Genomic DNA, 25,819 nt, shown 5'->3' with positions numbered 1-25,819 from the left:
CGCGACAGGGGACCGGTCGACCATGAGCATCGAACTTGAAGAAATCGCAGAATTCCTCAAACAGCATCATCCGTTTGATCTGTTGCCTGATGACGTGATTGAAAGCCTGCCCAAACGTCTGACCGCGCGCTACTTCCGGGCCGGAACCAAGGTTCTGTCGCCAGAACAGCAATGCTTGCACCTTTATATTATTCGTACCGGCGGCACCGAAACCCGCGACCCGAACGGTCAATTGCTTGCGCGTCTGTCTGAGGGCGAATGCTTTGGCGTCCGCGCGATGTTTCGCAAAGGACGGGCGGCAAACAACATCACAACACTAGAAGACAGCCTGTGTTATTTGCTGCCCGAAAAAGACTTCCACGATCTGGCGGGAAAATATCCGCAGTTTAACTACTTTTTCGCCCAGATGGGCGGGGATCGCCTGCGCCGCGGCATGCAGATGATCGAAAGCCGCGATGATGACCAACTCAAACTCATGAGTGTCAAGGTCGCCGATTTGATTGCACGCGATCTGGTCAGCATTGATCGCAGTGCAACCATTCTCGATGCAGGCAAACTAATGTGCGATGAACGGGTATCGTGCCTGCTGATCACGCAAGACGGTGATGAAATTGCCGGTATCATAACCGATCGCGATTTGCGTAATCGCGTCATCGCGCAAGCACGTAGCTTTGACGAGCCGGTTACAGCGATCATGACCGACAAGCCGATTTCAATTCATCCCGACGATTACGCCTTCGATGCGCTTTTGACCATGACGCGCAACAACATCCGCCACCTGCCCGTCCTTAAGGACGGCAAGGCGGTCGGCATGATCACGACCAACAACCTGCTCGCGCGCCAATCGCTTTCGGCGGTCTATATGGCCGGAAAAATCAGCAAGCTTAACGACCCAGCCGATATGGCAAAGGTCATAGCACAGGTGCCCGAACTGCTCAGCCATTTGATCGAAGCTGGTGCAACGTCACAGAATGCCGGACATATCGTCACAACTCTGTCGGATGCGGCAACCGTGCGGCTTCTTCAGCTGGCCGAGAAAAAGCTTGGCCCACCGCCCGTGCCCTATGTCTGGATGGCTGGTGGATCACAGGGCCGTCAGGAACAAACCGCCATTTCAGATCAGGACAACTGCCTGATCCTTGATGATGCCTACGTTGAAGAAGCACACGGGGCATACTTCAAGGCACTCGCTGAATTCGTCTGCGATGGCTTAAACGACGTCGGGTATGTGTTCTGTCCCGGCGACATGATGGCCAAAACCGCCGAATGGCGACAACCGGCAAAAGTCTGGCAGAACTATTTCAACAAGTGGATCGAACAGCCCGAACCCAAGGCCTTGATGCTGTGTTCTGTCTGGTTTGATTTGCGGCCCATTCACGGGACCAAATCCCTGTTTGATGACCTGCATCGCATCATTGTTTCCAGAGCCAAGGACAACCGTATTTTCCAGGCGTATCTGGTTGGCAATGCGATGACCCATCACGTGCCACTCGGCTTTTTCAAAAACTTTGTCATGATCCGGGGCGGCGAACATGACAGTACGCTTGATCTAAAACATAACGGTGTGGTGCCGATTGTCGATCTGGCCCGTATTCACGCCTTGGCCAACGGTGTTGATGAGGTCAATACGTTTGATCGCCTGCGTGCGGTAAAGGCATTCCCATCCATCAGCACGCAAGGGGCGTCTGACCTTTTGGATGCATTTGAATTCATCAGCATCACCCGCCTTAAACATCAGGTCCGTCAAATTCGTCAGGGCCACGCACCAGATAACTTTTTACACCCCGAAAGCCTGTCGGCGTTTGAACGCACCCACCTCAAGGATGCATTTTCCGTCATCAAAAATCTTCAAAGTGCGCTTGAAACCGCCTTTGGCAAAAGCGGGACCTGATCATTATGGGCCTGCGCCAAAAAATTACCGACAGCCAGTTCTACCGCGACTTGGTTCAACGTCGTGCCACCGGGGCACTGCGCACGTATTATGACGTTCCGGCGGCGGATCCAACGCGACCGATCATGGATACGGAGTTTATCGCCCTTGATCTTGAGACCACCGGTCTTGATCCCAAACGCGACGAAATCGTCAGTCTGGGCTGGGTGATCATTCGTCAGCTTGGCGTTGATTTTTCCAGTTGCGAACATATTCTGGTGCGCCCGACCAAGGAACTCACGGAAAGTTCGGTGGTAGTGCACCGGATTTTTGACAGTGACGTCGCAAATGCCCCGAACATCAAAGCAGCCCTCGAACTGCTTTTACCGCAGATGGCCGGACGTGTTTTGATTTCCCATCATGCCCCGATTGAGCTTGGTTTTCTGGGCCATGCCTGCAAACGATGCTTTGGTGCGCCGCTGCAAATCCCCACCGTTGATACTCTTGTTCTGGGGTTGCGGGACCTTCACCGTCAAGGACAGCCGTTTAAATCAGGGGCTCTGAAACTTGATAACCTGCGACGATCACACAACCTGCCGCCCTTTCGCGCACACAATGCCCTTTCTGATGCGATTGCCGCATCGGGGTTGTTTCTGGCACAGGTGTCAAAACGTGATCCCAAAGGCGTACTTGAGCTTCGCCGTGTCCTGCGATAACTCGATGACAGGACATACCAAGTGTCTTTAAACCAAAATAGAATTTAGGGAGGCACGGTCAGATGTATGTCTTTATTTTTACGACAGTTGTTATCGGCTTTGCCGCAGCAGGTGTCATCATGCTGCTGTTTCGTCTTTTGGGACGAAAGGTGCCGAAGTATGTCATTCCCTTCACCGCAGCAATCGCGATGTTCTGCTATATGATATGGGATGAATATAGCTGGTTTGATCGATATGCATCCCGCCTGCCAGATACCGTAATCATCATCCAGACATTTGCCGATGAAAACGTCTTTGCGCCCTGGACTTTGATCACGGCTCCGATCAATCGCTTTACCGCTGTTGACCGGGAAAAAGTTATCATCAACCCGCAAGCCCCGGATGAAAAGCGCGTCACGACCTTGTTGCTTAAAAAAGGCAGCACCACATTGGCTCTGACCCATCTGGTCAATTGCACTACCGGCAAACGTGGTTACATCACCGATCAGACCAGCCTTGATCAAAGTGGCTTTCCTACCGCCATTGATGAATGGTTTGACCTTAAACCCGACGATCCATTGCGCGCAGCCGTTTGTGGTTGATCACCTACCACCAGTTGTCTTTTGTTTTGTCATGTAAAAGAGTTCAGAATGCCTCACCTGCGTCGGTTACTGGTAGTGCCCTTGTCGTTGCTGTTGCTTGGTCTGGGAAGCATTGCAGCACCTGCGTGGTCAGAGGACATCACCGTCTTTGCCGCAGCCAGCCTGACCAATGCAATTGAAACCGCCGCACAGCAGTATGAGGAAAAAACCGGCACCCATGTTCGGTTATCGCTTGCCAGTTCGTCGACACTCGCACGCCAAATTGCCGCAGGCGCACCAGCAGACATATACATCTCGGCCAATGAGAAATGGATGGACTGGCTCAATGATCAGGGCGTCATCCAGACCAACAGCCGTCAGGATATTTTGGCCAATAGCCTTGTTCTGATTGCACCTGCCAACAGCACAACGCCGCCGACCGATATCACCAAAAGCACTAAAATCACCAACCTGATCGGTCATGACGAACGCATTGCCGTTGGTGATCCCGATCATGTCCCCGCAGGTATTTACGCCAAACAGGCGCTGACAACACTTGGTCAGTGGGACGCGGTCAATCCCCGGCTGGCGCGTGCAGATAACGTCCGTTCTGCACTTGCACTTGTTGAGCGCGGCGAGGCGCCACTTGGTATTGTTTACCGCACGGATGCGATGATTTCCGATGGGGTTAAAATTATTGGGACCTTCCCCGCAGACAGTCATCCGCCAATCACCTACCCGATTGCACTTATTGATCCACAAGACGGCGCCGCAGCCATAAAATTCCTCGTTTGGCTTTTGGGGGATGACGCGGCGACGATTTTTGCCGACTATGGCTTTGACGCCATCGCAACCAGTGTAACCATTACCCCGGATACAGCGGCACAATGATCACTTTGACGCCTGCAGAAATCGACGCATTGTTGCTCAGCCTGCGCATCTCGGGTGTTGCGGTTGCCTGTGCGCTTCCGCTTGCGGTCTTAACCGCTACGGCCTTGGCCCTTGGACGGTTTCCCGGGCGTTTTATTCTTGATGCCTGTGTTCATCTGCCGCTGATCCTGCCGCCGGTGGTGATGGGCTATTTGCTGTTGATCGGATTTGGCACGCGTGCCCCGCTTGGGGCGTGGCTCTATGAAACGTTTGATATCCGGTTTGTCTTTAGCTGGACCGGGGCGGCACTGGCATCAGCAATTGTCAGCTTCCCGTTTCAAGTGCGCGCCATCCGGCTGAGCTTGGAAAACGTCAATCACGGCCTGTATCAGGCGGCTGAAAGCCTTGGCGCGGGGCCAATCGACCGGTTCTTTTCGCTGACCTTGCCACTCGCCTGGCCGGGCATTATTGCCGGTGCGATTACCGCCTTTGCCGCAAGCCTTGGTGAATTTGGCGCGATCATTACCTTTGTCTCGAACATTCCGGGCGAAACACGCACCCTGCCGCTTGCGATCTATACCGCCATTCAAACACCCGGCGGTGAATTGGCTGCGGCCCGGTTGGCTGCACTGTCCATCGGGTTGGCCTTCACCGGGTTGCTCCTGTCCGAACTTGCCATGCGGCGTATCCGCAAGAGGAACGCATCATGAGCATTTCTGTCAGCATCTCGCATCAAATCGGGAAATTCGCACTTGATGCTGATTTCAGCATCGAAGAACCGGGGATCACCGCCCTGTTTGGACCGTCGGGCAGTGGCAAGACAACGATCATTAACATCATTGCCGGACTAACCCGGCCACGGCGCGGACGCGTGCAGCTTGGTGATCGGGTTTTGTTTGATCACGCGCGCAACATCAATCTTGCCATTCGCAAACGCCGTGTTGGATATGTGTTTCAGGATGCCCGCCTGTTTCCGCACATGTCCGTACACGACAACCTTTATTACGGTGCCAAACGCAACCGGTTGAAACTGCCTGCATCTGATCAGCAAGACATCATCGAGATGCTGGGCATTCATAAATTGCTGCATCGTCAGCCGAACAATTTGTCTGGCGGTGAAAAGCAACGTGTTGCACTTGGCCGTGCGCTTTTGGCCAATCCGGATGTCTTGTTGCTTGACGAGCCGTTATCGGCCCTTGATCAGGCGCGTAAGGAAGAAATCCTGCCGTATTTTGAAAGCCTGCGTGATCAACGCAAACTGCCGATCCTGTATGTCAGCCACGCAATTGATGAAGTCGCGCGTTTGGCCGATCAGATGGTGGTGATTGATAACGGCAAAACGCTGGCAAACGGATCGGTATTTGACATGCTGGGCCGAACCGACCTTGCCCCGCTTGCCGGGCAGTTTGATACCGGTACGGTTCTTCCGGCACGGGTCGCCAGCCGCGATCCCAAGGCACAGGTCAGTTTTCTCGATTGTGCCGGGCAACGCATCGTCGTGCCATACCTTGGTCACGCAATAAATACACCGGTGCGTCTGCACATACGTGCGCGTGACGTGATGATTGCCCGCACCCCGCCAGCCGGGATAAGTGCCAACAATGTCATCCCCGTCACCATTACCAGAATGGCCGGAAGCAACAACGACACCCTTGATATCAGTCTGGCCTTTGGCCATGACTTGGACGCCATTCATACCGGCCCGACATCAGACCGGCCAAGCATTCATGCCCGGATTACCAGTTGGTCGGCAAACCGGTTGAACCTTGGATTGCATCAAAAGGTCTTTGCCGTGATCAAATCGGTCACGGTCAATGGGCATCTGCGCGAGCAATAGACCGCAGCGCAATCCGCTATTAAACGACTGGTGTTACAAGTTCGCCACGTTGGTCCCACGCATCAAGATTATCAACAACCAACTGCGCCATGGCATCGCGGGTTTCAACCGTGCCGCTGGCACTATGGGGATACAGAACCACATTGTCGAAATCGGCAAACGCACGGTCCATATTGGGTTCATTGTGAAACACATCCAACCCGGCACCGGCAATCACGCCGTTGCGAAGGGCGTCAATCAGAGCCGGTTCATCGATCACCGACCCACGGGCAATGTTGATCACATAGCCATCTTTGCCCAATGCAGATAATACCGGCGCATTGACAATCCCCTTGGTCGCGTCCCCACCGGGACAAGCCACCATCAGAATATCCGCCCATTGCGCCAGGGCAACCAGATCATCGAAGTACCGATAATCGACCTGTTTGGGGCTGCGCCCGAAATAGCCGATTTCAACCCCACTTGGTTCGGCGCGTGATGCAATCCCCTGTCCGATCCGGCCAAGCCCGACAATGCCAAGCTTTTTACCCCGCACCGACCGCGTAAGCGCCATTGCACCTTTTTGTGCCCATTGACCACTACGTGCCCAATGATCCCCAACCACGATACGGCGCAAGGTGGCATACATTAGCATGATGCCGGTATCGGCAACATCATCGGTCAAAACATCAGGTGTGTTTGACACACGGATACCCCGTGCGCGGCAGGCTTCGACATCAATCGAGTCATACCCGACACCAAAACTTGTAATCACCTCAAGGTTCGGCAAATCGTCAATCAATCCATCGGGCAGTCCAAAACCAGCCGAAGTCACAAGAGCGGTGATGTCTTTGCCGGTCTGGCTCAGGAACCCTTGCTTGTCATCAAGTAGGTCCCAGCGATGTAGGTCATATTTTTGGGCTAGCATTTCCGTGTAGGCCGGACGGACATCCAAAAGGGCAAGAACGGACCGTGACATGAGAGGCTACTCCGATGGGGCAAGGACCTTCAGACTAGTCAACGCATACTTGTAAAACAAGTTGTTAAAACCGTTTACACCACAGTTTCATCTTAACTGCTGCCAGCCCCAGCACCGAGCCTGCGCGATATATCGGCACATAGCGCGACCAGACGTTCCCGGCATTCATCGACGGTAACAATCGAGGTTCCCGACAGACGATGGATGAAGGGGATCGTCAGGGCGGCGACAACCTTGCCCGAGAAATCAAAGATCGGGGCGGACAGGTTCAAAACGCCCCCGATGGTCAAAGATTGGGATTCACAATATCCGGCTTCTCGCACGTCACGCAAATCGGCAAGGAAGGCTTGGTGTTCCTCTTTGCCTTCTCCACCGGCTTCCTGAAGCAACATGTCACGCGCGTCTGGTGCCATCCATGCCGCCAGAACCCGGCCTGATGCCGTGTCATAGATGTTGATCTGCGCGCCAAGGCGTACCGCGGTGATGTTATTATCCGGGCAGTCAACCTGCGCGATGACAAGGACTTTGCCCGAATGAATGATCGCCAGATGCATTGACTGGTTCACATCATTGGCAAGGCGTTGCATCGCCTCCCCCGCGATGGAGGTCAGGCGACGGATTGGCGGATGACGGTGTGCGACTTCGAACATCTTGGTCGTTAACAGATACCGGTCATCATCTTCGCGCTGTTCGACATATCCGCGCTGGCACAGCACCATGAGCATACGGAAAATTTCCGAGGTATTGCGCCCCAGTTCCTTGGCAATGGCGATCTGCGATAACCCATCCGCCTCAGAGGCAAGAAGCTCAAGAATATCAAGCCCTTTTGACAATGCCGGGGCGCGGTATTTTTCTTCTTCCGTTGGTACTTCGGCTTTGCCGTTCATAGGTCCTCTCAGGGGTTTGCGAACCGCTTTTTACATTAGGCGGAGTATATGCGCGCGGGTTGCTTTCTGGCAACCGAACCTGCGTTAGCATAAACACAATATCAAATATAAAATACTCTTTCATTTATAAATCATCACCCTTAAAGTGACGGCAGGAGGAAATTTTTCTATGCCCGACACAATACGCCTCAGGGGAATGACGTGGTCTGATCCGCGTGGCTACGATCCATTGGTTGCTGCGAGTTCTGTGTTTCGTGAACGCCATCCCAATGTTGAGATCGTTTGGGACAAGCGATCTCTTCAGGAGTTTGAAAGCACCCCGGTTGAGGAACTGGCAAGCGCCTATGACCTCATCATCATTGATCATCCCCATGTCGGTGCCGTGGTTGAAAAAAACTGCCTTCTTCCAATCGATCGCTTTGGCGACCAAGACAAGCTGGCACAGTTGTTCGCCGAGACAGTTGGCAAAAGTTTTCAAAGCTATTTTTACAAAGACCATCAATGGGCCTTACCCGTTGATGCCGCCTGTCAGGTGCAGGCATTGCGCCCGGACCTTTTAACCGGCCCCGTCCCCCGGTTTGACGATGCCCTTGCCGAGGCAAAAAAGGGTCGTGTGGTCTGGCCACTGCGCGCCCCCCACGTGCTGATGTCGTTTTTCACGTTACTGGCAAACCATGGCGCACCTTTCCCGGTCACGCGCCACGCACAGATTGACAGCACCGCCGCACGCGACGTCATTGCCGCCATGCAGGCATTGGCCAATCTTGTCGATCCGGCCTGTTTTGACATGGATCCGATTGCCGCCCTTGATGCGCTTGCAGATGGTGATCAATTTGCCCTGTGCCCATTTGTTTACCTGTATGCGCCTTATGGCCGGGTGGGATATCGTTCCCATCGCATAGCCTTCCACGATATGCCGTCACTTGGTGCGTCTGGCCCGCTTGGATCGGCCCTTGGGGGAACGGGGATTGCGGTTTCATCTGGTACGAAACACCCCGAAATTTGCACCGAGTTCGCGCTTTGGGTGGCATCGTCTGACATCCAGCGCGGACTGTATTCCCAGAACAATGGTCAACCGGGCAATGCAGTTGCCTGGGGCGACACGTCGGTGAATGCTCCGGTTGGTGGACTTTATAACAATACCCGCATGACCCACGAGGCGGCATGGCTGCGCCCGCGTCACGCCGGATATATGGCTTTTCAGGAAGACGCATCCGAAATCCTGCTGGATCTTCTTCGCGAAAAAACCACCCCGGATGCTGCCCTTCCCGCCCTTCAGAACCGATTTGACGAAAGCTTCTGCGCATGACTGAACTGTTGCCCCTTGATGGCCTTAAGGTCCTCGATTTTTCACAATTCCTGGCCGGGCCCTATTGCGCCTTAAAACTGGCTGATCTTGGCGCGGATGTGGTCAAGGTCGAACGCACCGGACTTGGTGACCTGTCGCGGTATCTGTATCTGACAGACACCAAGATCGGCGGCGAAAGCACGATCTTTCACGCGATCAACCGTAACAAGCGGTCGGTTGCGGTGGACCTTAAATCAGATGAAGACAAAGCCCAGCTTCGAAAGCTTGTTGCCGACGCGGATGTGATCTTGCAGAACTTCCGCCCGGGTGTGATGGAACGGCTTGGATTTGGCTATGAAGATGTAAAAAAGATCAACCCGACTGTCGTTTACGGTACTGTCACCGGCTATGGGTCTGATGGTCCATGGGTGAACCTGCCCGGACAGGATCTTTTGGCCCAGGCGCGGTCCGGCGTTATGTGGCTTTCGGGCGGGCAGGATGACGGCCCGGTAGCGATGGGGCTTCCGGTGGCCGATGTGCTTGCTGGTTCCGCACTCGCACATGGTGTTTTGGCCCTGCTCTATCGCCGTGCGACCAAGGGGATCGGCGGCTGTGTCGAAACGTCATTGATCGAGGTTCTTGCCGATCTGCAGTTCGAACTTCTGACGACATGGTTCAATGATGGGAAGCGAACCCCGAAACGTTCAAAGAACAACCCGGCCCATGCCTATCTCGCGGCTCCCTACGGTGTTTACCAAACCGCTGACGGCTATATCGCCATTGCCATGGGAAAGCTTGAAATTGTGGCCGAAATCACCGGTATTGGTACAGACATCACAAAGATGGATGCCTTCAAACATCGTGACGAGATCAAGGCCACCCTTGCCGCACGCCTAAAGACATCAAACAGTGCCGACTGGATGGAGAAATTCGTCGCCAATGATATCTGGGCGGCCCCGGTCATGGATTGGGATGGTGTGGTTGAAAGCGGTATCTTGCAGAACCTTGATATGGTTCAGGACATCCGACGGGGTGATGTCGAAATGAAAACGACAAAACTACCCCTACGGATTGATGGCAGCCGCCCGGCATCCTCAAAGGCCGCCCCCAAACTTGGCGAAGCAAATGACCTGCTTGAAAGCGGTTGGTAAGAGGCGAAAGATTACTCCCTAAACTCATAAAGCGCGGCTCCGTTGGGAACCGCGCTTTACTTTTGTCTTCGCTTAAAAGACGCTTAGTCGTCCTTAACGCAAACCTGACGCTGCGTACCCAGCTTGTCGATGCCGAGCTCAACCACATCGCCCTCTTTCAGATAGCGCGGCGGTTTGAAGCCAAGCCCCACACCGGGAGGTGTTCCGGTCGAAATGATATCGCCCGGATGCAGGGTAAAGAATTGCGACAAGTATGCGATCAGATGCGGCACCCGGTAGACCATGGTCGCGGTCGATCCGTCCTGAACGCGTTCGCCGTTCACATCAAGCCACATGCCAAGCTTGTCAAAATCGCCAACTTCGTCCGGGGTCACAAGCCACGGACCGGTCGGACCAAAGTTGTCCGATGATTTGCCTTTGGACCACTGGCCTGCGCGTTCGATCTGATAGGCGCGTTCGGACACATCATTGATCAGGCAAAAACCGGCAACGTGATCCAGTGCATTTTCTTCAGAGACGTATTTTGCGGTTTTGCCAATGACAAAGCCCAGTTCAACTTCCCAGTCGGTTTTTTCCGAGCCACGCGGAATGATGATCGGGTCATTCGGGCCGCAAATCGCCGAGGTATATTTGGCAAAGATAACCGGCTCTGGCGGTACTTCCATACCAGACTCAGCAGCGTGATCGGCATAGTTCAGACCAATACAAATGAACTTTCCGGTCTGCCCGACGCAGGCACCCAGACGTTGCCCGCCATCAACCAGCGGCAGCGATTCTGGATCAATCGATTTAAACGTATCGAGACGGGTAAGAACGTCACCAGCGATGTCGCCAACATGCGCAGACAGATCGCGCAGATTGCCGTTTGCGTCCACAAGTGCCGGCTTCTCTGCCCCGCGTTCTCCATAACGTGCGAATTTCATCTTACTTCACTTCCTTCTTTTCAATTTTCGCTTAGGCAGTCCAGCCGCCATCGACAACGTGAACGACACCGGTGGTAAATCCGCTCTCTTCAGAGGCCAGATAGGTTACCAGTGCTGCTATTTCTTCGGGCTTGCCAATCCGGCCCATCGGCTGACGCCCGATAAAGGCCTTAAGCGCCCCGTCGTAATCCCCGGTCGCACGCAACCTTTCATGCAAGCTTGGGCTGTCGACCGTTCCGGGTGCTATGGCGTTACACCGAATACCCTGTTTGACATAATCGTTGGCAATCGCCCGTGTCATGCCCGCAACGGCCGCCTTGGACGCAGAATAGACCAACCGGTTTACAGGACCAGTCACCGGTCCCGCGACCGAGGACATATTAATGATCGACCCGTGACCTTTTTCAATCATTCCGGGCAGCACGGCACGGATCATGCGGAACTGTGACTTCACATTCAAGTCGAAAGCAAAGTCCCATTCTTCTTCGGTCGCCTCAAGGATCGTACCGTTATGGACAATGCCCGCACAGTTGAACAGAACATCAACGGTGCCAATGTCATCAATCAACGACGTGATCGCCGCCTTATCGGTGACATCCAGCTTTCTGGCCTCGATACCGTCAATGGTGGCCAGTTCCGCAAGGGCTTTGTCGTTGATGTCGGTTGCGATCACATGACCGCCTTCGGCCGCAAGACGTTCTGCCGATGCGCGACCGATCCCCTGCCCGGCTGCCGTCACCAGACACAGCTTTCCTTCAATTCTTTTCATGTTTCCTCCTCAAACGGTCGGCAGGCACGAAGGCCCGATTGGTTCAAACGTTTTATATGTCAGAATGAATTCGCGATGGCCGAGGATCTCGGATTTGGTTTGGGCGCCTTTTGCGACCGAAATCACCAGATCGTGGATTTCCTGTCCGACTTCCTCAATCGAGCGCAGGCCTTCGATGATTGCGCCTGCGTTCACATCCATGTCGTCTTCGAGCGCGCGGTACGTATCTGGATTGGCGCAAATTTTGATCACGGGTGAAATGGCCGAACCGACAACCGACCCGCGCCCCGTGACGAAAAGCGTCATATGCGCACCACTTGCGATCATCTCGACGATTTCGGCATTGTCCGAAATATTCGGGAAGCCAAACCGCACTTCGCCATCGGGCACTACATCCATCAGGTACAAGCCCCCCTTGGGCGGTACATCACCGGGCTTGATCAGCCCCATGATCTGGCTGTCACCGGATTTGACATAGGCGCCGAGGCTTTTTTCCTCGATCGTTGAAAGCCCGCCTGCGGCATTGCCTGCCGCAAACGATCCATATCCAAGGGTTGCGTAATACCGTTCAGCCTTTTCGACGGCCGCCCGCAACTCTTTGCCCAATTCGGGTGTTGCCGCGCGTTCGACCATGATGTCTTCGCAACTGATCAGCTCGCCGGTTTCTTCAAAGATACAGGCCGCGCCTTCGCCGATCAAAAGATCAAAGGCCTTGCCCGCCGCCGGATTTCCCGAAATGCCAGACGTTCCGTCCGATCCGCCACAAATCGTTCCGATAATCAGCTCATCAACACCCATCGGAGCACGTTCAACCTGTGCCACCTTGGTCAGGGCCGAACGCACCCATCCTTTGCCGGTCGCAACCGTTTTTGCGGTTCCACCAGATCGCTGGATCACCAAGGTTTCGACCGGACGGTTGGAGTCAGATACGGCCTTGGATGCGCGAACTTTGTCGAAACTTTCGCAGCCAAGCGACACAAACAGCACCCCGCCGACATTGGGATGGGTACACAAACGTTCCATCATGCGCGCGGCATATTCATTCGGAAAACAGCCGGGAAATCCGATCAGCTGCACGTCGTTGTCATCAAAGCCCGCAACAATTTTGGATGCAACGAAATGGGCACATTCAACAAGGTAAGCCACGACAATCGTGTTTCGGATGCCCTTGCGCCCATCGGCACGAAGATAGCCCTGGAATTGTTGTTTCATGATGACACCTCTGCGCTTTGCCCGTTTGCATCCTGCAATGCATAGGTTGGTGTATAGGCCGAACGAATGTTGTGAACATGAACATGTGCACCCGCCGCGATGGCGTGTGTCGTAATGCCGATGGGCATGCCGTATTTCAAGATACGTTCGCCCTCGGCAATATCACGACAGGCAATCTTGTGGGCCAGTGGGATCGCCTGTGTCAGCGTAATCGTACCGCTGGCAAGTTCCACGTTGGTCCCTTCTGGTGCCAGTTTTCGGGCGACCAGCACATTGTCGTTCGGATGTAAAAGAATGAAAGGTCCTGTCACGGTCGCATCTCCACCATATAGATATGATCAGCAACAAGGGCGGTCTCGTCCTTTTGGTTTGTCACGGTCAGGCGTTCGGTAACCCGGCCATAACCGGGCCGTTTTTCCATCACTTCTTTATCCGTGATTTCGACACGCGATTTGATCGTGTCACCAATAAACACCGGTTTGACAAAACGCAGGCGGTCATAGCCGTATGAAAATGCGACTGGATTTATAACCGTTGCGGTCAATCCAACCCCGATGGTGAAAACCATGGTGCCATGGGCAATACGCTGACCAAAAGGCAGTGTCTTGCAAAATTCGGCATCAAGATGATGGGGAAAGAAATCGCCTGAGTGCCCGGCATGAACAACGAAATCAGTTTCCGTGATCGTACGCCCCGTGGTTTCGCGGCCATCGCCGATTGCGTAGTCCTCAAAATAGGTAACCTGCTCAAGCATTCGGGGCCTCCTTGATCGGATGCATCGGCTGGGCGGAGCTTTCATAGGCAGCTTCGACCAAGGCCATCGTATGCCATGCGTCCTCAGCCGAACCTTCAAGGTCCGCGTCAAGTCCACACGCAAACCGCTGAAGCTGTGCGAAACGCCCCTTGAATGCGGCGATGAACCAGTCACCGACCAGTTCGACCTGCCGCCATTCGCCGTCCGTATTGAGCCAAAGTTCATCCGGCTCGCCCTTGGGATAGTCCAGATTGACCCCAAGCTTCATATAAGCAGCCCCTTTGGTGCCGCAAATCCGAAACTCGCAGGCCTGAAATTTCCGGCCAAAAGCATGGTTGTGATTGATCGAAAGATTGCAGCGGATCTGATCACTGTAATCAAGCATCATGGCACTGCGCGTGTTCGACATACTTGATGACGGATGACCAAGTGTACGCGCATGAATGCCTTTGGGGTTGCCCAAAAGGTCGCGCACAAAATCAAGATAATGGATCGAGTGCAAAAGAATTTCGACGCGCGGCAGATTGGCAAGGAATTCCCACAAATGCCAGGGCGTATCAAGCGCAAGCCATGCATCAAAATCAACGACATCACCAAGCAATCCTTGTGCGACCGCATCCTTAAGCGCCAATGAGTTGGGCGCAAAACGCAGCTGGAAGTTAACCGCCGCCTTGATTTTCTTGCGCCGTAAAACAGAAATAATCCGGTCGGCTTCGGCCAAGTCCGATCCAAGCGGTTTTTGGATCAGGGCGATGGCGCCATCCGGCAAGGCTTCAAGCACACCGACAATTGCCGCGGGCGGCACGGCAAGATCAAAGACAACCCCGGTTTGTCCTGCTGCCTCTTTGACCGTGTTAAATGCCTGAGTGTCGGCACCAGATGCGACTTTTTGCGCCTTGGCAGTATCAGGATCAAATATCCCGGCAACCGGGATACCCAATTCGCGATAGGCCGGAAGATGCGCATCGGTCACGATGGAACCCGCACCAAAGATCACGACGGGCATCGGTGTTTTGGGCATTTCAATTGTCTGGCGTAAATCAGTCATGATGAAATACCTCCTCCATCTCGGCCCACCATTCGCCTTCGTTGCGGCTTTCAAGTGGACGCTGTAGCGGTTCACAGAAAGACCACCAGCGCTGTGTTTCGGGATCAGCCGCCATTTTTGCCATGTCGGCATCAAAATCCGTGCCGACATATTCGAAATAGGCAAACAGCAGGTTTTCCGGTTCTTTCAGGAAAATTGAATAATTGCGGATATTGCATGCGGAAATCTTGGCAAGCACGCCGGGCCATGCATCGGCATGAAGACGCTTGTATTCCGCGATGGCATCCTCACCAATGCCAATCAGTTGTCCGTGGCGGTTCATTGCTGCCCCTCCTTTATTTCGAATGCGCTGCCCGCAAGAGTTAGGGCAGCAAGTTTTTCGTGATCCCAGTCGATGCCAAGCCCCGGAGCGTCAGGGGCAACTGCCATCCCACCTTTACGCGACATAGGGACCGCGATGTCTTCAAGCTGGGGAATGTATTCAAGCCACGGTGCATTGGGCACGGCACAGACAAGACTGACATGCAGTTCCATTAGAAAATGCGGACAGACCGACATGTTATGTGCTTCGGCCATGTGTGCGACCTTAAGCCACGGCGTAATCCCCCCCACACGGGCAACATCGACCTGTACGATCTCGCACGCATTGGCACTGATATAGTCGGCAAACTGCCCCAAGCTATACAGGCTTTCTCCCACCGCGATGGGAACACGCGATTGCGCCTGTAAACGGGCATGCCCGGCAATATCATCAGACGGCAACGGTTCTTCGAACCATGCGATGTTAAGCTGTTCAAGCATCGGCACACGCCGTTTTGCCTCGGCCGCGGTCATCGACTGATTGGCATCGGTCATGATCTCGTACTCATCGCCAAGCGCACTGCGCACCGCTTCGAGCCGGGCGGCATCACCGGAAACAGTTGGTGTTCCAATTTTGACCTTTGATCCGCGAAAGCCGTCTGCCTTTGCGGCCTTGGCATCTTCGACCAGTGCCTTTGGCGGCAGGTGAAGCCAACCGCCTTCGGTCGTATACATCGGCACCGTACTTTTGGCCCCACCCGCCAGAACATGAAGCGGAAGATTGGTTTTGTGACCGCGCATGTCCCAAAGGGCCGTATCAATCGCCGCAAGCGCAAGCGACATGATCGGCCCAACCGCTGTCGCATGTGAACAGAACAAAAGATCACGCCAGATGGCTTCGATGTGGTCTGCGTCCTGTCCCATCAGGCGGGGCAGTAACGTTTTTTGCAACAGTGCCAGAACCGATGGGCCGCCATCCCCGATGGTGTAGCTGTATCCCATGCCCTGTGCGCCGTCCGCGTCATGGAGCACGACAAAGATCGTTTCTTGTGACTTGAACGACTGGATCGCATCGGTGCGCACGACCTTTGGTTCAAGATCGACCAGAAATGCGTTTGCGCGTGTAATTCGTGCCATCAGATGACCTCAGCGTTTCAGTGCCGCGCCGGTTTCGGCGTCAAACAGGTGACATTTGTCGAGCATGATCTGGAATGTCATACGCTCGCCAGTTTGGACCGGACGCGGGTTGAACATCTTGGCCTGTACTTCTTTACCCGCAAGCACCGAGAAAAGCAGTGTTTCTGTGCCCAATGGCTCGGTGAGGTTAACTTCCATCTCGACCTCGGCCATATGTTCACCGTGCGGAAGCGCGTGGCCCACCGGCATGATGTTATCGGCCCGTACACCAAAGGTAACAGCCTGTCCTTCGGCCTGAGAATAGCCCGGCGGCATGGCAATAAGGGTACCATCGGAAAACGCGAGCTTCCCGTCTTTGACAACCGCATCCAAAAGATTCATCGGCGGCGAGCCGATGAATGTTGCAACAAAGGTGTTTAATGGATTTTCAAACACCTCAAGCGGTGTTCCGACCTGTTCGATATGGCCGTCGCGCATGATGACAATACGATCAGCAAGCGTCATGGCCTCGACCTGATCATGGGTGACGTAAATGATGGTCGATTTTAATTTCTGATGCAATTTTTTGATCTCGACCCGCATCTGGGTCCGCAATTTTGCATCAAGGTTTGAAAGTGGCTCGTCAAACAGGAAGACTTCCGGGTGACGGACAATGGCGCGCCCCATCGCCACACGTTGACGTTGCCCGCCAGAAAGTGCACCGGGCTTTCGATCCAGAAGCGGTGTCAGCGACAGGATTTCTGCCGCCTTGTCGACCGCATCGTCGATTACCGGCTGCGCCTGTTTGGCAACCTTAAGCGAAAAGCCAAGGTTTTCACGCACCGTCATATGCGGATAGAGCGCGTAGTTCTGAAACACCATCGAGATGTTGCGTTCGCGCGGCGGAAGGTCGTTAACAACCCGTCCGCCAATCTGCACCTCGCCGCCTGAAATCGCTTCAAGTCCGGCGACCATACGCAGTGTTGTCGACTTTCCACAGCCCGACGGCCCTACCAGAACGACAAATTCGCTGTCGGCGATTTCAAGGTTGATGGAATGAACGACTTCAAGAACGCCGTATTTCTTCACCACATTGCGAAGGGTGACATTCGCCATTTTCTTATCCTTTCACGCCGCCAAAGGTCAGGCCGGCTATGAGGTGTTTCTGCACGAGGAAAGTAAGGATCAGCGCGGGGATAATCATCAAAACCGCAAGCGCACACATCCCCCCCCAGTTAAGGGTAAATTCCGAAGTGAAATCTAAAAGTCCAACCGGCATCGTCTTTGACGTGGTCGAACGCGTCAGCTGGGACGCCAGCGCATATTCGTTCCATGACGTCAAAAAGGCGAAGATACCAGCAGAAGCAATGCCGGAGCGCGCGACGGGAAATTCAACCCGCCAGAAGGCTTGCCACCGGGTACAGCCATCGATCTCGGCGGCTTCGGCCAGTTCCGGGGGAACCTGCCTGAAAAAGCCGTCAATCAGCCAGATCGTAAAGGGCACATTCAACGCGACATAGGCCATCACCATACCCAGATGTGTATCGATGATGCCAACCCGCGCAAAGATGATGAACAGCGGCAAGGATAGCGCCACGCCGGGCACTGCACGCGTCACCATCAGGGCGACAAACACGCCGCCCTTGAACTTGAATTTATACCGGGCAAAGGCATAGCCCCCCGCCATCCCGATCAAGATCGCGATCACAGTCGAGGTCACCGAAATGATCAGCGAGTTGGTAAAATAAGTCAGGACAGGTACGCCCCCCTCGCCAATCCCGCCAAACATTGCGCGGTAATGGTCAAGGTTCAGCTCGTTGGGGATCCAGACAGGCGGTTTTGCCATGATCTCGACCGTTGGACGGAAAGAATTCAACACGATCCAGAGCCCCGGCACACACAGGACCATCATCGCGGAAAACAAACCAAAGAAATGCAATCCCTTAAGGGAATGACGGCGGATGCGGTGGTTCATATTGGTCGCCATTGCTTACGCCCCCATCCCAAGTTCACGCCGGGACTGTGTCAGTTTCTTAAAGAAATACACGGTGAAGAAGATCGCGAGAAAGATCGAGATATAGCCCATCGCATTGGCATACCCCATGCGCGCATCGACATAACCCGTCCGGCCAATCAGGGTCCACAAAAGCTCTGTCCGGCGTGCAGGCCCCCCATTTGTCATGATCTGAACGATGTCATAGGCGCGCGCCACATCCAGCGACCGGATCGCCATCGCGATGTATATGAACGGCATCAAAAACGGCAATGTCACATAGCGAAAAGATTGCAAAGACGTACAGCCGTCAACCTTCGCAGCTTCGAGCGGATCGCGTGGAATGGCATAAAGCCCGGCAAGAATGAGAATCCCAAACACCGATGTTGCCGTCCAGACTTCCGCAAAGATGATCGAAAACATCGCAAGGTTGCCATCGACCAACCATGGGATGGCCTGATCGGTAATGCCCAGCGACTGAAGCGCATTGTTCACAAGACCGACATTGTCGTTAAAGATGAACTTGAACTGGAAACCGACCAGGATCGGCGAGAACATCATCGGGAACATCATCATCGTGCGCAAAAGGCGTTGGCCGCTGGTGACTTTCGACACCATCAGCGCAAGACCAAGGCCCAGCAGCATCTCAAGATTAAGGGCCACGGCCAGCAACAGAACGGTTCGCCCGAAAGCGGCCCAGAACTTCACATCGGTCACGGCTTTTTCGTAGTTAAACAATCCGACCCAGTTAAAAATACTGTCTGGCCGGGTCAGCCGATAGGACGTGAAACTCGAATAGAGCGAGAAAACGAGCGGGATCAGCACGACGGCCGATAGAATGATGATGGCTGGTAATAAAAGAACCAACCACGGAGGGAGCTTCAAGCGCTTCATGAGGATGTCCCGTAGAGCGGCACGGATGACCCGTGCATTTCAGGCGGATGGAAGATTGGACCGGACGACACAGACAAAACCATGCCGTCCGGTATTTCTGGCTTAGTAGACGCCTTCTTCCTGCATCAACTCGTCAACGGAGTCTTGCGCATCGGCAAGCGCCTCATCAACGGTTTTGTCACCAAGAATGGCGGCCTGAAGTTCAGGATAGATGATGTTGGTGGTTTCAACCCAAAGCGGGGTTGGCGGCACCGCAAATGCGGTTGCAGCCGTTTCCTTGAACGCTGCCAGAACTTCGCTGCGATACGGATCGCCTTTTGCCTGTTCGGAAACGTAATCCCAAACAGCGGTTCGTGACGGCAATGGACCAGCTGCACTTTCAAGTTTCTGACTGTCTTCGTTGGTCAGGAAGTCAACAAGTGACGCCGCTGCTTCCTTGTTTTCGCAATCTTCGGTTACAGAGAAACCATGGAACCCGGACCAACCGGTACGCACACCAGCCGAACCCTTGGGTGCCGGGGCGACACCAACATTACCGGCAACTTTCGATGCTGACGGATCGTTAAAGAACCCGGCCCAGCCCGGCCAATCAAGGTTTAATCCGATTGTCCCGGATGCGAACCCGTTTCCAAGGTCATCCCAAAGATAGTTGGTCGTACCAGCAGGAACCGCGCCTGCGTCATACAGATCAACAAACCACTGCAAGGCGCGTTTGCCTTCTTCGGAATTGAAAGCCGGCGAGAAGTCGTCGTTAAACAGCTTGCCGCCTTCGGCAACGACCATTTCGTAATAACGACCAACGATGGCTTCGTCTTTACCGGCATACTGGGTGCCATAGAAGTTCGGCGGATCCGCAAAGAAGATCGCCTGATCTTTTACCTGCGCCCAGGTTTCGGGCACAGCAAGCGGATAGCCGTACTTGTCTTCGAATGCCGCGGCCTTCTCGGCGTCTTCATAAAGGTCTTTCTGATAGTAAAGTGCCGAAACATCAAACTGAGCACGCGGCAGCATGACCAGCTTGCCGTCAAAAGTGGCGGCTTTGATGTTGGCCTGCACAAACTCGGCAACCGTATCCTTGCTCACCAAGTCGCCCAGGTCGGTATAAAGTGCCGAATACTGGGACGCGAAGGATGAGTGGTTCGATCCAACACACCAGTCGGTCGTGCCTGCTGCAATGTCGGACTTGAATTCCTTATCCAGTTCGAAGTGGTTCTTCTTGGATATGATGTTCACTTTTGCGCCGGTCGCGGCTTCCCATTCAGGAATGCGGGCATAAAGTGCTTCATATTGCTGCCCACCGATCAGTTTGGCTTCGATGGTCACCCCATCAAATTCAGCCGCCTGTCCGATGCTACTGACGCTGACAACTGCGGTTACCGCTGCCGCTGTGGCAAGTATGGCGCTCGACGCGCCCTTTAAAAACGTTCTCACTATTTCCTCCCTAAATGGAACGGTCTTCTCCAACTGGCTTTGGCTTCCGCTGCCGTTATTTTGTTAATTTCATATTCGGAAGCATCTTTTATATTTAAACTTGACTTCGATAGTGAGTCAAGTTGAACTCACCAAAGAAATCGCTTAGCCCGTGAAAAAACACAGGATATCCTGCATATCCCACGTAAAATCCCCAATAAGGCCACGCAAAAAAGATCAGGACAAAGAGGAACCTTCATGTTTATCGACACCCATCTTCATCTGGTTTCCCGTCAACTCATCACATACCCTTGGTTGACGGATGTCCCCGCGCTCAACCGTGACTGGACCTATGATGAGTATGAAAGCACGGCCAAACGGATTGGCATTTCAGGTGTCCTGCACATGGAAGTTGATTGCGCGCCGGAATTTATCGAAACAGAAAACGCCTTTGTCGCCGACCTGATGGCGCGACCGGGGAGTTTGATGCGCGGGGCCATTTCATCGGCCCGGCCCGAAGCAGAAGATTTTACCAGCTTCCTCGATCGCCTCGATCCGAAAGTGGTCAAAGGCATCCGCCGCGTATTACACGTCGTTCCTGATGAACTCTCACAAGACACCGGCTTTCGTGCGAACGTTGGACTGATCGGTAAAAAGGGCCTGCCCTTTGACATCTGTGTCAGCCAACGCCAACTTGAATTGGCAATCGATCTTGCCGATGCCTGCCCCAATACGGCCTTCGTTCTCGACCATTGCGGTGTCCCTGACATTGCCGGGGATGGGTACAAAGATTGGGAAAAATCAATCACACGCCTTGCTGAACGCCCGCATGTAAATGCAAAAATTTCTGGCATTTCGGCCTATGCCGCCCCCGACTGGACGCTTGAGACGCTGCGCCCCTATGTCGAACATATTATTGAAAGTTTTGGCTGGGGTCGTGTGCTGTGGGGATCAGACAGCCCGGTTTGCACGCTGAATTCGTCGCTGGACCAATGGATGGCCGCAACGCAGGCCCTGATTGCAGGGGCATCAGAAACCGAACGCGCCGCATTTGCCAGCGGCAATGCTAAACGCATCTGGAACATTGAGCATTTATGACTCTGTTATTTCTTCCGAGCTACGGCTCACCGGCGAACCCGATATATTCTAATACATTGGATTATTTCCAATAACATCCGTTTTGACACCTAAAATGCGGGCTCAGGACTCTCAACCGCAACCATTGTCGCTACACGTCTAATAAACGTGGCGTCAATTGCACAGTTAATCTCTATAATTTTTGTGGCTCAACTGAAATCCTCGAACGCGATCTCAAGTCCTAGCTCGGTCAATCTCCTACTTCCCAAAGAACCTAATTTTGTATCAATCCTCGACGTCAAACAGCTAATTGGGCGTAAAAACATAACCGTATGTTCGGATAACGTTACCGCGTAAGATGACCAAGATCTGATCATTCTCCCGTGGAACATTCCTCCGGGAAGTTCCAAAAAGTGACTGAAATGCCACTGAAGCACAGTGTCTGCCGATAAACCACTAAGGCATCTAATCGCTCAGTTGTTCGAACAACCGGGCAACAGCTTCGGCACCCGGATCGATATGCCCTTCGAGCTGTTCCGCATTGATATAGGATGCGCGTCCTGCCTTGGCCTTAACGATGGTTGAGGTATGCACCGCCCCTTTGCGCGCAGCACTGGCAGCATCCGCCATGCCATTTGTCTCTAGTGCGTCGAGTGCCGGTTTCAAGGCATCGACCATGGTCCGATCCCCCAATTGCGCACCGCCGATCTGCTGCATGCGTTCAAGTCCGTCCTTAAGGGCAGCAACCATGGCCCGGCCGCTTGATGCCGCGTCGCCTGCCGCTGTAAAGAAAATGGCGAGAAGAACACCGGAAGACCCGCCCATTGTCTGGCTAAGTTCCTGCCCGATCGCACGCAAAAGCTGGGTGTGGTCGGCCAGCGGAAGACGGTCGAGTGCGCCGATCAAAGCACGCGCCGCCCCGGCCAATGTCGAACCCGTATCACCGTCGCCTGACTTGGCATCAAGCCCGTTTAGGTCAACTTCGGCGTTGATCAGGATTTGGCAGCACTTGGTCAGAAAGGCCGCCGTTTGTGCATGCTCGGACGGAATCGGCTGGATCGGCGTCAATCCATCAGGAAGTTCGATGATGCTGACCGGCTTAATTGGTGTACACCCCGGCCAAGCCGATGGCGCACATGGGGCCGATAGCCATGCATGGTCCTCCGCACTCAGCGGATAGACCGAGACCGAGAACCCGCGCATATCGAGAGATGTCATCATCGCTGCAGGTCCAACAATCATCTTCAGGTTCTTGGCGATAGACGATTTGGTCAAATCGTTTGTCAGGATCGCCATCTCAAGCACAGATGTTCCACCAAGATTGTTGAGCAACACCACATGCGGTTTGTTTTCCATCACTGCGGCAAGCTTGGCCGTCACCGCCGCCATCGCCTGTTCTGCGTTGTGATAATCGATCTGCTGCGCACCTGCTTCACCATGGATGCCAAGCCCCAACTCGGCCTTACCCGCACCAATGCGGTTTTCCTTTGGTGATCCCGGCACCGTACAGGTGTCAAGCGACATGCCAATCGACTTTGTGCCGTCAATCACGCGTTCGGCCGTCGTCGTGATATCCTCAAGCGACGCACCGCTTTCGGCCATCGCACCCGCGATTTTATGAACAAAAAGCGTACCCGCAAGACCGCGCGGCTGCGGCAGGTCGGGCAGCGCAATGTCATCATCGACAATAACAATGCTGACCTTAAGCCCAAACGCACGCGCACGTTCGGCGGCCAGTCCGAAATTCAACCGGTCACCCGTATAGTTTTTGACAATCAGCAAGCATCCTGCCGGTCCCGTGACTGACAGAATCCCGGCAAGAACCGCGTCAACCGATGGTGATGCAAAGACATCGCCGCACACGGCTGCGGTCAACATCCCCGCCCCGACAAACCCGGCATGTGCCGGTTCGTGTCCCGATCCACCACCGGAAACAAGCGCCACTTTGGATTTATCCCAATCGTTACGAACCACAACACGAATGTGCGGATAGCCGTCAATCCTTGCCAGCTTACCGCCAGAAGCTTTGATTACGCCGTCGATGGCCTCGGTAACGGTTGCGTCTTTGTTGTTTATGAATTGAGCCATGGTCTTCTCCGTCAGGCCACCCGAGCGCCATCGGCGCCAAAGTAGAATGGTTTATTGGGGCGGATCTTTACGATGTCGCCCGTTCTAAGCTCGGTATGTGCATCGGTAACAGTGATGATGTCATGCGACTTGAAGTTCAGATGCAGGCGCGTCTGATCGCCCAAATGCTCAACCCTTTGCACGAAACTATCCTCACCCTCGCCCTGCATGATTTGTTCGGGACGCAGCCCGATTTGGTTGGCCCCCTCAGGTGCCCCCACAAAAACGTCCGCCGGCAACACATTGATCCGCGGCAGCCCCAAACGACTGGCAGCATAGATGCTGACCGGGTCTTCATAAATTTCACGTGGCGAGCCAAACTGAACCAGACGTCCCTTGTCCAGAACCCCGACATGAGTTGCCATGGTCATGGCCTCGATCTGATCATGCGTGACATACAGAAGCGTTGCCCCCGAGTCAGCCTGAATGGATTTCAACTCAACCCGAAGGTCTGCTCGCAACTTGGCATCGAGCGAGCTTAGCGGCTCATCCATCAAATAGACTGACGGTCTGCGCACCAATGCGCGCCCGATGGAAACGCGCTGCATTTCCCCTCCCGAAAGCTCGGTCGCCTTGTTATCGAGTTTGTGAGAAATCTGCAAGATCTCTGCGATTTCTCCAACCTTTTGATCGATCACATCTTTTGGTGTTTTCAGGATCGGAGATTTCAATGGAAATTCCAGATTCTGGCGCACAGTTATATGTGGATACAGCGAGTATTGCTGAAAAACCATCGCGACGTTTCGCTGGGCCGGGGTTAAACCGGCCATGTCGCGCCCATCAATACAAATCTGGCCACGATCAGGCTTATCAAGGCCTGAAACCATCCGCAAAGTTGTGGTTTTACCAGCCCCTGTGGGTCCTAAAAGCACCACGAAGGAACCATCAGGGATCGTCATCGTGACATCGTCAAGTGCGACGTCCGACCCAAAGTTTTTGGCAATACCCGCCAAAGTTACCTCAGCCATGGTTTAGCACCCCTTCATTTGCCTCTGAACGCAATGCGCCGCCGTGTGTGGCATCAAACAACGTGATCGTACGGGGATCAAACCGAAGTCCAATTGCCTGTCCGGTATTGATCACTTCGTGACTTGCAACTCTGGCCTTAAGAAGGCCATTGGGCGTATCAAAGGTAACGATCTGGGTCGTGCCAAGATATTCCGTCGCAATGACCCGGCCACGATAGGCGGCACTGTCATCAAGCGTCACATGCTCGGGACGGATACCAAAGGTCAGCTTGCCATTGGCACCTTCGATACTTTTGGGGACCGGCAAGATCACATCATTTAGCCGCACCTCAGTTCCGCCTGTGCCAATCATCCCGTCAAAATCAAGGAAATTCATCGGAGGAGACCCGATGAATTGGGCAACAAACTTGGTCGCAGGCCAGTCATAGATATCTTGCGGAACACCAAACTGTTCGACCACACCATGGTTCATCACAACAATCTTGTCACCCATCTGCATGGCTTCGAGTTGGTCATGGGTGACGTAAACAGTGGTCGCCCCCATTCTGTCATGTAAGGCACGCAGTTCTTCGGACATATGTTCGCGAAATTCGGCATCAAGAGCGCCAAGCGGTTCATCCATAAAGAACGCCTTCGGATCCCGTACAATTGCGCGACCAAGGGCAACACGCTGACGATCACCACCCGACAATCCGCCAACAGGCCGATCAAGGATATCGGTAATGCCAAGGATTTCAGCGACCTCTTCGACCTGCTTTTTCACCGCAGATGATTTCATTCCCTGACTTTTCAGCGGGTAGCTGATGTTGCCACGGACATTCATGTGCGGATAAAGCGCAAACATCTGAAAAACAAAAGCAATATCGCGCTGACTGGCTGGCTTCTGACCAACTTCCTCACCGTCAATATAGATCTGTCCACTGGTCGGCAGGTCAAGCCCGGCCATCATCCGAAGGGTCGTGGTCTTGCCACAACCCGACGGCCCCAACAGCATAAAGAACTCACCATCTTCAATGGTGAAACTTGACGACTGAACAGCGGTAAACGGCCCGAATTCCTTGCGCACGTTTTCAATTCTAATCTGTGCCATG

26 protein-coding genes are annotated in these 25,819 nt (G+C 53.9%); 9 read left to right on the top strand and 17 right to left on the bottom strand.

The genetic code is table 11. The features are described 5' to 3' along the window. Positions 1-22 precede the first annotated feature (22 nt). The 6 genes from K355_RS0121850 (at position 23) to modC (ending at position 5,853) form a co-directional block, all read left to right on the top strand. Positions 23-1,891: a DUF294 nucleotidyltransferase-like domain-containing protein gene (locus tag K355_RS0121850; protein WP_022734304.1), complete on the top strand. Its 1,869-nt coding sequence runs from the start codon at positions 23-25 to the stop codon at positions 1,889-1,891. 5 nt (positions 1,892-1,896) lie between these two features. Continuing rightward, positions 1,897-2,586 carry an exonuclease domain-containing protein gene (locus tag K355_RS0121845; RefSeq protein ID WP_022734303.1) on the top strand — a complete coding sequence of 230 codons (690 nt, stop codon included), beginning with the start codon at positions 1,897-1,899 and terminating at the stop codon, positions 2,584-2,586. Between the two features lie 62 nt (positions 2,587-2,648). Continuing rightward, positions 2,649-3,167 carry a hypothetical protein gene (locus K355_RS0121840; RefSeq protein WP_022734302.1) on the top strand — a complete coding sequence of 173 codons (519 nt, stop codon included), beginning with the start codon at positions 2,649-2,651 and terminating at the stop codon, positions 3,165-3,167. A gap of 48 nt (positions 3,168-3,215) precedes the next feature. Then, complete coding sequence (gene modA, locus K355_RS0121835) at positions 3,216-4,037, top strand: molybdate ABC transporter substrate-binding protein (protein WP_022734301.1); 822 nt, start codon at positions 3,216-3,218, stop codon at positions 4,035-4,037. Then, positions 4,034-4,726, top strand: a complete 693-nt coding sequence (gene modB, locus K355_RS0121830; RefSeq protein ID WP_022734300.1) for a molybdate ABC transporter permease subunit — start codon at positions 4,034-4,036, stop codon at positions 4,724-4,726. Before modA ends, modB begins: the two co-directional genes overlap by 4 nt. Beyond that, on the top strand, positions 4,723-5,853 hold the full coding sequence (gene modC, locus K355_RS0121825) for a molybdenum ABC transporter ATP-binding protein (protein WP_022734299.1): 1,131 nt from the start codon (positions 4,723-4,725) through the stop codon (positions 5,851-5,853). Before modB ends, modC begins: the two co-directional genes overlap by 4 nt. 19 nt (positions 5,854-5,872) lie before the next feature. On the opposite strand, the gene K355_RS0121820 is transcribed toward modC, so the two are convergent. Both K355_RS0121820 and K355_RS24730 read right to left on the bottom strand, forming a co-directional pair. Next, complete coding sequence (locus tag K355_RS0121820; protein ID WP_022734298.1) at positions 5,873-6,811, bottom strand: 2-hydroxyacid dehydrogenase; 939 nt, start codon at positions 6,809-6,811, stop codon at positions 5,873-5,875. A gap of 92 nt (positions 6,812-6,903) precedes the next feature. Beyond that, a complete protein-coding gene (locus K355_RS24730) occupies positions 6,904-7,698 on the bottom strand; it encodes an IclR family transcriptional regulator (RefSeq protein ID WP_022734297.1) in 795 nt (264 codons plus the stop codon). 169 nt (positions 7,699-7,867) lie between these two features. Here K355_RS24730 and K355_RS24725 point away from each other — a divergent pair, with 169 nt between their 5' ends. Together K355_RS24725 and K355_RS0121805 are read left to right on the top strand one after the other, a co-directional pair. Next, positions 7,868-9,007, top strand: a complete 1,140-nt coding sequence (locus K355_RS24725) for an extracellular solute-binding protein (protein ID WP_022734296.1) — start codon at positions 7,868-7,870, stop codon at positions 9,005-9,007. Further along, the gene (locus tag K355_RS0121805; protein WP_022734295.1) at positions 9,004-10,137 is read left to right on the top strand and encodes a CaiB/BaiF CoA transferase family protein; all 1,134 of its coding nucleotides are present in this window, start codon (positions 9,004-9,006) and stop codon (positions 10,135-10,137) included. The genes K355_RS24725 and K355_RS0121805 overlap by 4 nt, the downstream gene beginning before the upstream one ends. 83 nt (positions 10,138-10,220) lie before the next feature. Here the strand turns inward: K355_RS0121805 and K355_RS0121800 are convergent, their stop codons facing one another. The 12 genes from K355_RS0121800 to K355_RS0121745 all read right to left on the bottom strand — a co-directional run bounded on the left by K355_RS0121800 (position 10,221) and on the right by K355_RS0121745 (position 20,577). Beyond that, entirely contained in the window at positions 10,221-11,060 is an 840-nt protein-coding gene (locus tag K355_RS0121800) for a fumarylacetoacetate hydrolase family protein (protein WP_022734294.1), read from the bottom strand. 31 nt (positions 11,061-11,091) lie between these two features. Continuing rightward, positions 11,092-11,829, bottom strand: a complete 738-nt coding sequence (locus tag K355_RS0121795) for an SDR family oxidoreductase (protein WP_022734293.1) — start codon at positions 11,827-11,829, stop codon at positions 11,092-11,094. Between the two features lie 9 nt (positions 11,830-11,838). Beyond that, positions 11,839-13,041 carry a UxaA family hydrolase gene (locus tag K355_RS0121790; protein WP_022734292.1) on the bottom strand — a complete coding sequence of 401 codons (1,203 nt, stop codon included), beginning with the start codon at positions 13,039-13,041 and terminating at the stop codon, positions 11,839-11,841. Further along, on the bottom strand, positions 13,038-13,352 hold the full coding sequence (locus K355_RS0121785) for a UxaA family hydrolase (protein WP_022734291.1): 315 nt from the start codon (positions 13,350-13,352) through the stop codon (positions 13,038-13,040). Before K355_RS0121785 ends, K355_RS0121790 begins: the two co-directional genes overlap by 4 nt. After that, positions 13,349-13,795, bottom strand: a complete 447-nt coding sequence (locus K355_RS0121780; protein ID WP_022734290.1) for a MaoC family dehydratase — start codon at positions 13,793-13,795, stop codon at positions 13,349-13,351. Before K355_RS0121780 ends, K355_RS0121785 begins: the two co-directional genes overlap by 4 nt. Next, positions 13,788-14,843, bottom strand: coding sequence for a Gfo/Idh/MocA family protein (locus K355_RS0121775; protein ID WP_022734289.1), 1,056 nt, complete (start codon positions 14,841-14,843; stop codon positions 13,788-13,790). Before K355_RS0121775 ends, K355_RS0121780 begins: the two co-directional genes overlap by 8 nt. Beyond that, the gene (locus K355_RS0121770) at positions 14,836-15,165 is read right to left on the bottom strand and encodes an L-rhamnose mutarotase (RefSeq protein WP_022734288.1); all 330 of its coding nucleotides are present in this window, start codon (positions 15,163-15,165) and stop codon (positions 14,836-14,838) included. The genes K355_RS0121775 and K355_RS0121770 overlap by 8 nt, the downstream gene beginning before the upstream one ends. Further along, complete coding sequence (locus K355_RS0121765) at positions 15,162-16,280, bottom strand: mandelate racemase/muconate lactonizing enzyme family protein (RefSeq protein WP_022734287.1); 1,119 nt, start codon at positions 16,278-16,280, stop codon at positions 15,162-15,164. Before K355_RS0121765 ends, K355_RS0121770 begins: the two co-directional genes overlap by 4 nt. Positions 16,281-16,289: 9 nt before the next feature. Beyond that, positions 16,290-17,375 carry an ABC transporter ATP-binding protein gene (locus K355_RS0121760; RefSeq protein ID WP_022734286.1) on the bottom strand — a complete coding sequence of 362 codons (1,086 nt, stop codon included), beginning with the start codon at positions 17,373-17,375 and terminating at the stop codon, positions 16,290-16,292. 4 nt (positions 17,376-17,379) lie between these two features. Then, entirely contained in the window at positions 17,380-18,246 is an 867-nt protein-coding gene (locus K355_RS0121755; RefSeq protein WP_022734285.1) for a carbohydrate ABC transporter permease, read from the bottom strand. Positions 18,247-18,249: 3 nt separating this feature from the next. Beyond that, positions 18,250-19,146: a carbohydrate ABC transporter permease gene (locus K355_RS0121750; protein ID WP_022734284.1), complete on the bottom strand. Its 897-nt coding sequence runs from the start codon at positions 19,144-19,146 to the stop codon at positions 18,250-18,252. 102 nt (positions 19,147-19,248) lie between these two features. Beyond that, a complete protein-coding gene (locus K355_RS0121745) occupies positions 19,249-20,577 on the bottom strand; it encodes an ABC transporter substrate-binding protein (RefSeq protein WP_022734283.1) in 1,329 nt (442 codons plus the stop codon). A gap of 237 nt (positions 20,578-20,814) precedes the next feature. Here K355_RS0121745 and K355_RS0121740 point away from each other — a divergent pair, with 237 nt between their 5' ends. Beyond that, positions 20,815-21,654 (top strand): amidohydrolase family protein, encoded by an 840-nt coding sequence (locus tag K355_RS0121740; protein WP_022734282.1) that lies wholly within the window; start codon positions 20,815-20,817, stop codon positions 21,652-21,654. Between the two features lie 444 nt (positions 21,655-22,098). On the opposite strand, the gene K355_RS0121735 is transcribed toward K355_RS0121740, so the two are convergent. Genes K355_RS0121735 through K355_RS0121725 form a run of 3 tightly spaced genes read right to left on the bottom strand, consistent with a single transcriptional unit; the run spans position 22,099 to position 25,818 of the window. Continuing rightward, entirely contained in the window at positions 22,099-23,721 is a 1,623-nt protein-coding gene (locus K355_RS0121735; RefSeq protein WP_022734281.1) for a dihydroxyacetone kinase subunit DhaK, read from the bottom strand. An 11-nt stretch (positions 23,722-23,732) separates the two neighbouring features. Beyond that, positions 23,733-24,728: an ABC transporter ATP-binding protein gene (locus K355_RS0121730; RefSeq protein ID WP_022734280.1), complete on the bottom strand. Its 996-nt coding sequence runs from the start codon at positions 24,726-24,728 to the stop codon at positions 23,733-23,735. Beyond that, positions 24,721-25,818, bottom strand: coding sequence for an ABC transporter ATP-binding protein (locus tag K355_RS0121725; RefSeq protein ID WP_022734279.1), 1,098 nt, complete (start codon positions 25,816-25,818; stop codon positions 24,721-24,723). Before K355_RS0121725 ends, K355_RS0121730 begins: the two co-directional genes overlap by 8 nt. Between the last annotated feature and the right edge of the window lies 1 nt (position 25,819).

It is taken from the genome of Thalassospira lucentensis MCCC 1A00383 = DSM 14000 (assembly GCF_000421265.1).
Taxonomy (GTDB): Bacteria; Pseudomonadota; Alphaproteobacteria; order Rhodospirillales; family Thalassospiraceae; genus Thalassospira; species Thalassospira lucentensis.
The sequence above is the reverse complement of the archived record's forward strand: the minus strand, read 5'-3'. Positions and strand labels throughout refer to the sequence as shown.

Coding starts and splice junctions, on each gene's coding strand:
- modB (WP_022734300.1), top strand. CDS start 4,034: ATGATCACTTTGACGCCTGCAGAAATCGACGCATTGTTGCTCAGCCTG.
- K355_RS0121755 (WP_022734285.1), bottom strand. CDS start 18,246: ATGGCGACCAATATGAACCACCGCATCCGCCGTCATTCCCTTAAGGGA.
- K355_RS0121850 (WP_022734304.1), top strand. CDS start 23: ATGAGCATCGAACTTGAAGAAATCGCAGAATTCCTCAAACAGCATCAT.
- K355_RS0121725 (WP_022734279.1), bottom strand. CDS start 25,818: ATGGCACAGATTAGAATTGAAAACGTGCGCAAGGAATTCGGGCCGTTT.
- K355_RS0121760 (WP_022734286.1), bottom strand. CDS start 17,375: ATGGCGAATGTCACCCTTCGCAATGTGGTGAAGAAATACGGCGTTCTT.
- K355_RS0121790 (WP_022734292.1), bottom strand. CDS start 13,041: ATGAAACAACAATTCCAGGGCTATCTTCGTGCCGATGGGCGCAAGGGC.
- K355_RS0121805 (WP_022734295.1), top strand. CDS start 9,004: ATGACTGAACTGTTGCCCCTTGATGGCCTTAAGGTCCTCGATTTTTCA.
- K355_RS0121840 (WP_022734302.1), top strand. CDS start 2,649: ATGTATGTCTTTATTTTTACGACAGTTGTTATCGGCTTTGCCGCAGCA.
- K355_RS0121770 (WP_022734288.1), bottom strand. CDS start 15,165: ATGAACCGCCACGGACAACTGATTGGCATTGGTGAGGATGCCATCGCG.
- K355_RS0121775 (WP_022734289.1), bottom strand. CDS start 14,843: ATGACTGATTTACGCCAGACAATTGAAATGCCCAAAACACCGATGCCC.
- K355_RS0121820 (WP_022734298.1), bottom strand. CDS start 6,811: ATGTCACGGTCCGTTCTTGCCCTTTTGGATGTCCGTCCGGCCTACACG.
- K355_RS0121780 (WP_022734290.1), bottom strand. CDS start 13,795: ATGCTTGAGCAGGTTACCTATTTTGAGGACTACGCAATCGGCGATGGC.
- K355_RS0121795 (WP_022734293.1), bottom strand. CDS start 11,829: ATGAAAAGAATTGAAGGAAAGCTGTGTCTGGTGACGGCAGCCGGGCAG.
- K355_RS0121800 (WP_022734294.1), bottom strand. CDS start 11,060: ATGAAATTCGCACGTTATGGAGAACGCGGGGCAGAGAAGCCGGCACTT.
- modC (WP_022734299.1), top strand. CDS start 4,723: ATGAGCATTTCTGTCAGCATCTCGCATCAAATCGGGAAATTCGCACTT.
- modA (WP_022734301.1), top strand. CDS start 3,216: ATGCCTCACCTGCGTCGGTTACTGGTAGTGCCCTTGTCGTTGCTGTTG.
- K355_RS0121730 (WP_022734280.1), bottom strand. CDS start 24,728: ATGGCTGAGGTAACTTTGGCGGGTATTGCCAAAAACTTTGGGTCGGAC.
- K355_RS0121750 (WP_022734284.1), bottom strand. CDS start 19,146: ATGAAGCGCTTGAAGCTCCCTCCGTGGTTGGTTCTTTTATTACCAGCC.
- K355_RS0121765 (WP_022734287.1), bottom strand. CDS start 16,280: ATGGCACGAATTACACGCGCAAACGCATTTCTGGTCGATCTTGAACCA.
- K355_RS0121845 (WP_022734303.1), top strand. CDS start 1,897: ATGGGCCTGCGCCAAAAAATTACCGACAGCCAGTTCTACCGCGACTTG.
- K355_RS24730 (WP_022734297.1), bottom strand. CDS start 7,698: ATGAACGGCAAAGCCGAAGTACCAACGGAAGAAGAAAAATACCGCGCC.
- K355_RS24725 (WP_022734296.1), top strand. CDS start 7,868: ATGCCCGACACAATACGCCTCAGGGGAATGACGTGGTCTGATCCGCGT.
- K355_RS0121735 (WP_022734281.1), bottom strand. CDS start 23,721: ATGGCTCAATTCATAAACAACAAAGACGCAACCGTTACCGAGGCCATC.
- K355_RS0121740 (WP_022734282.1), top strand. CDS start 20,815: ATGTTTATCGACACCCATCTTCATCTGGTTTCCCGTCAACTCATCACA.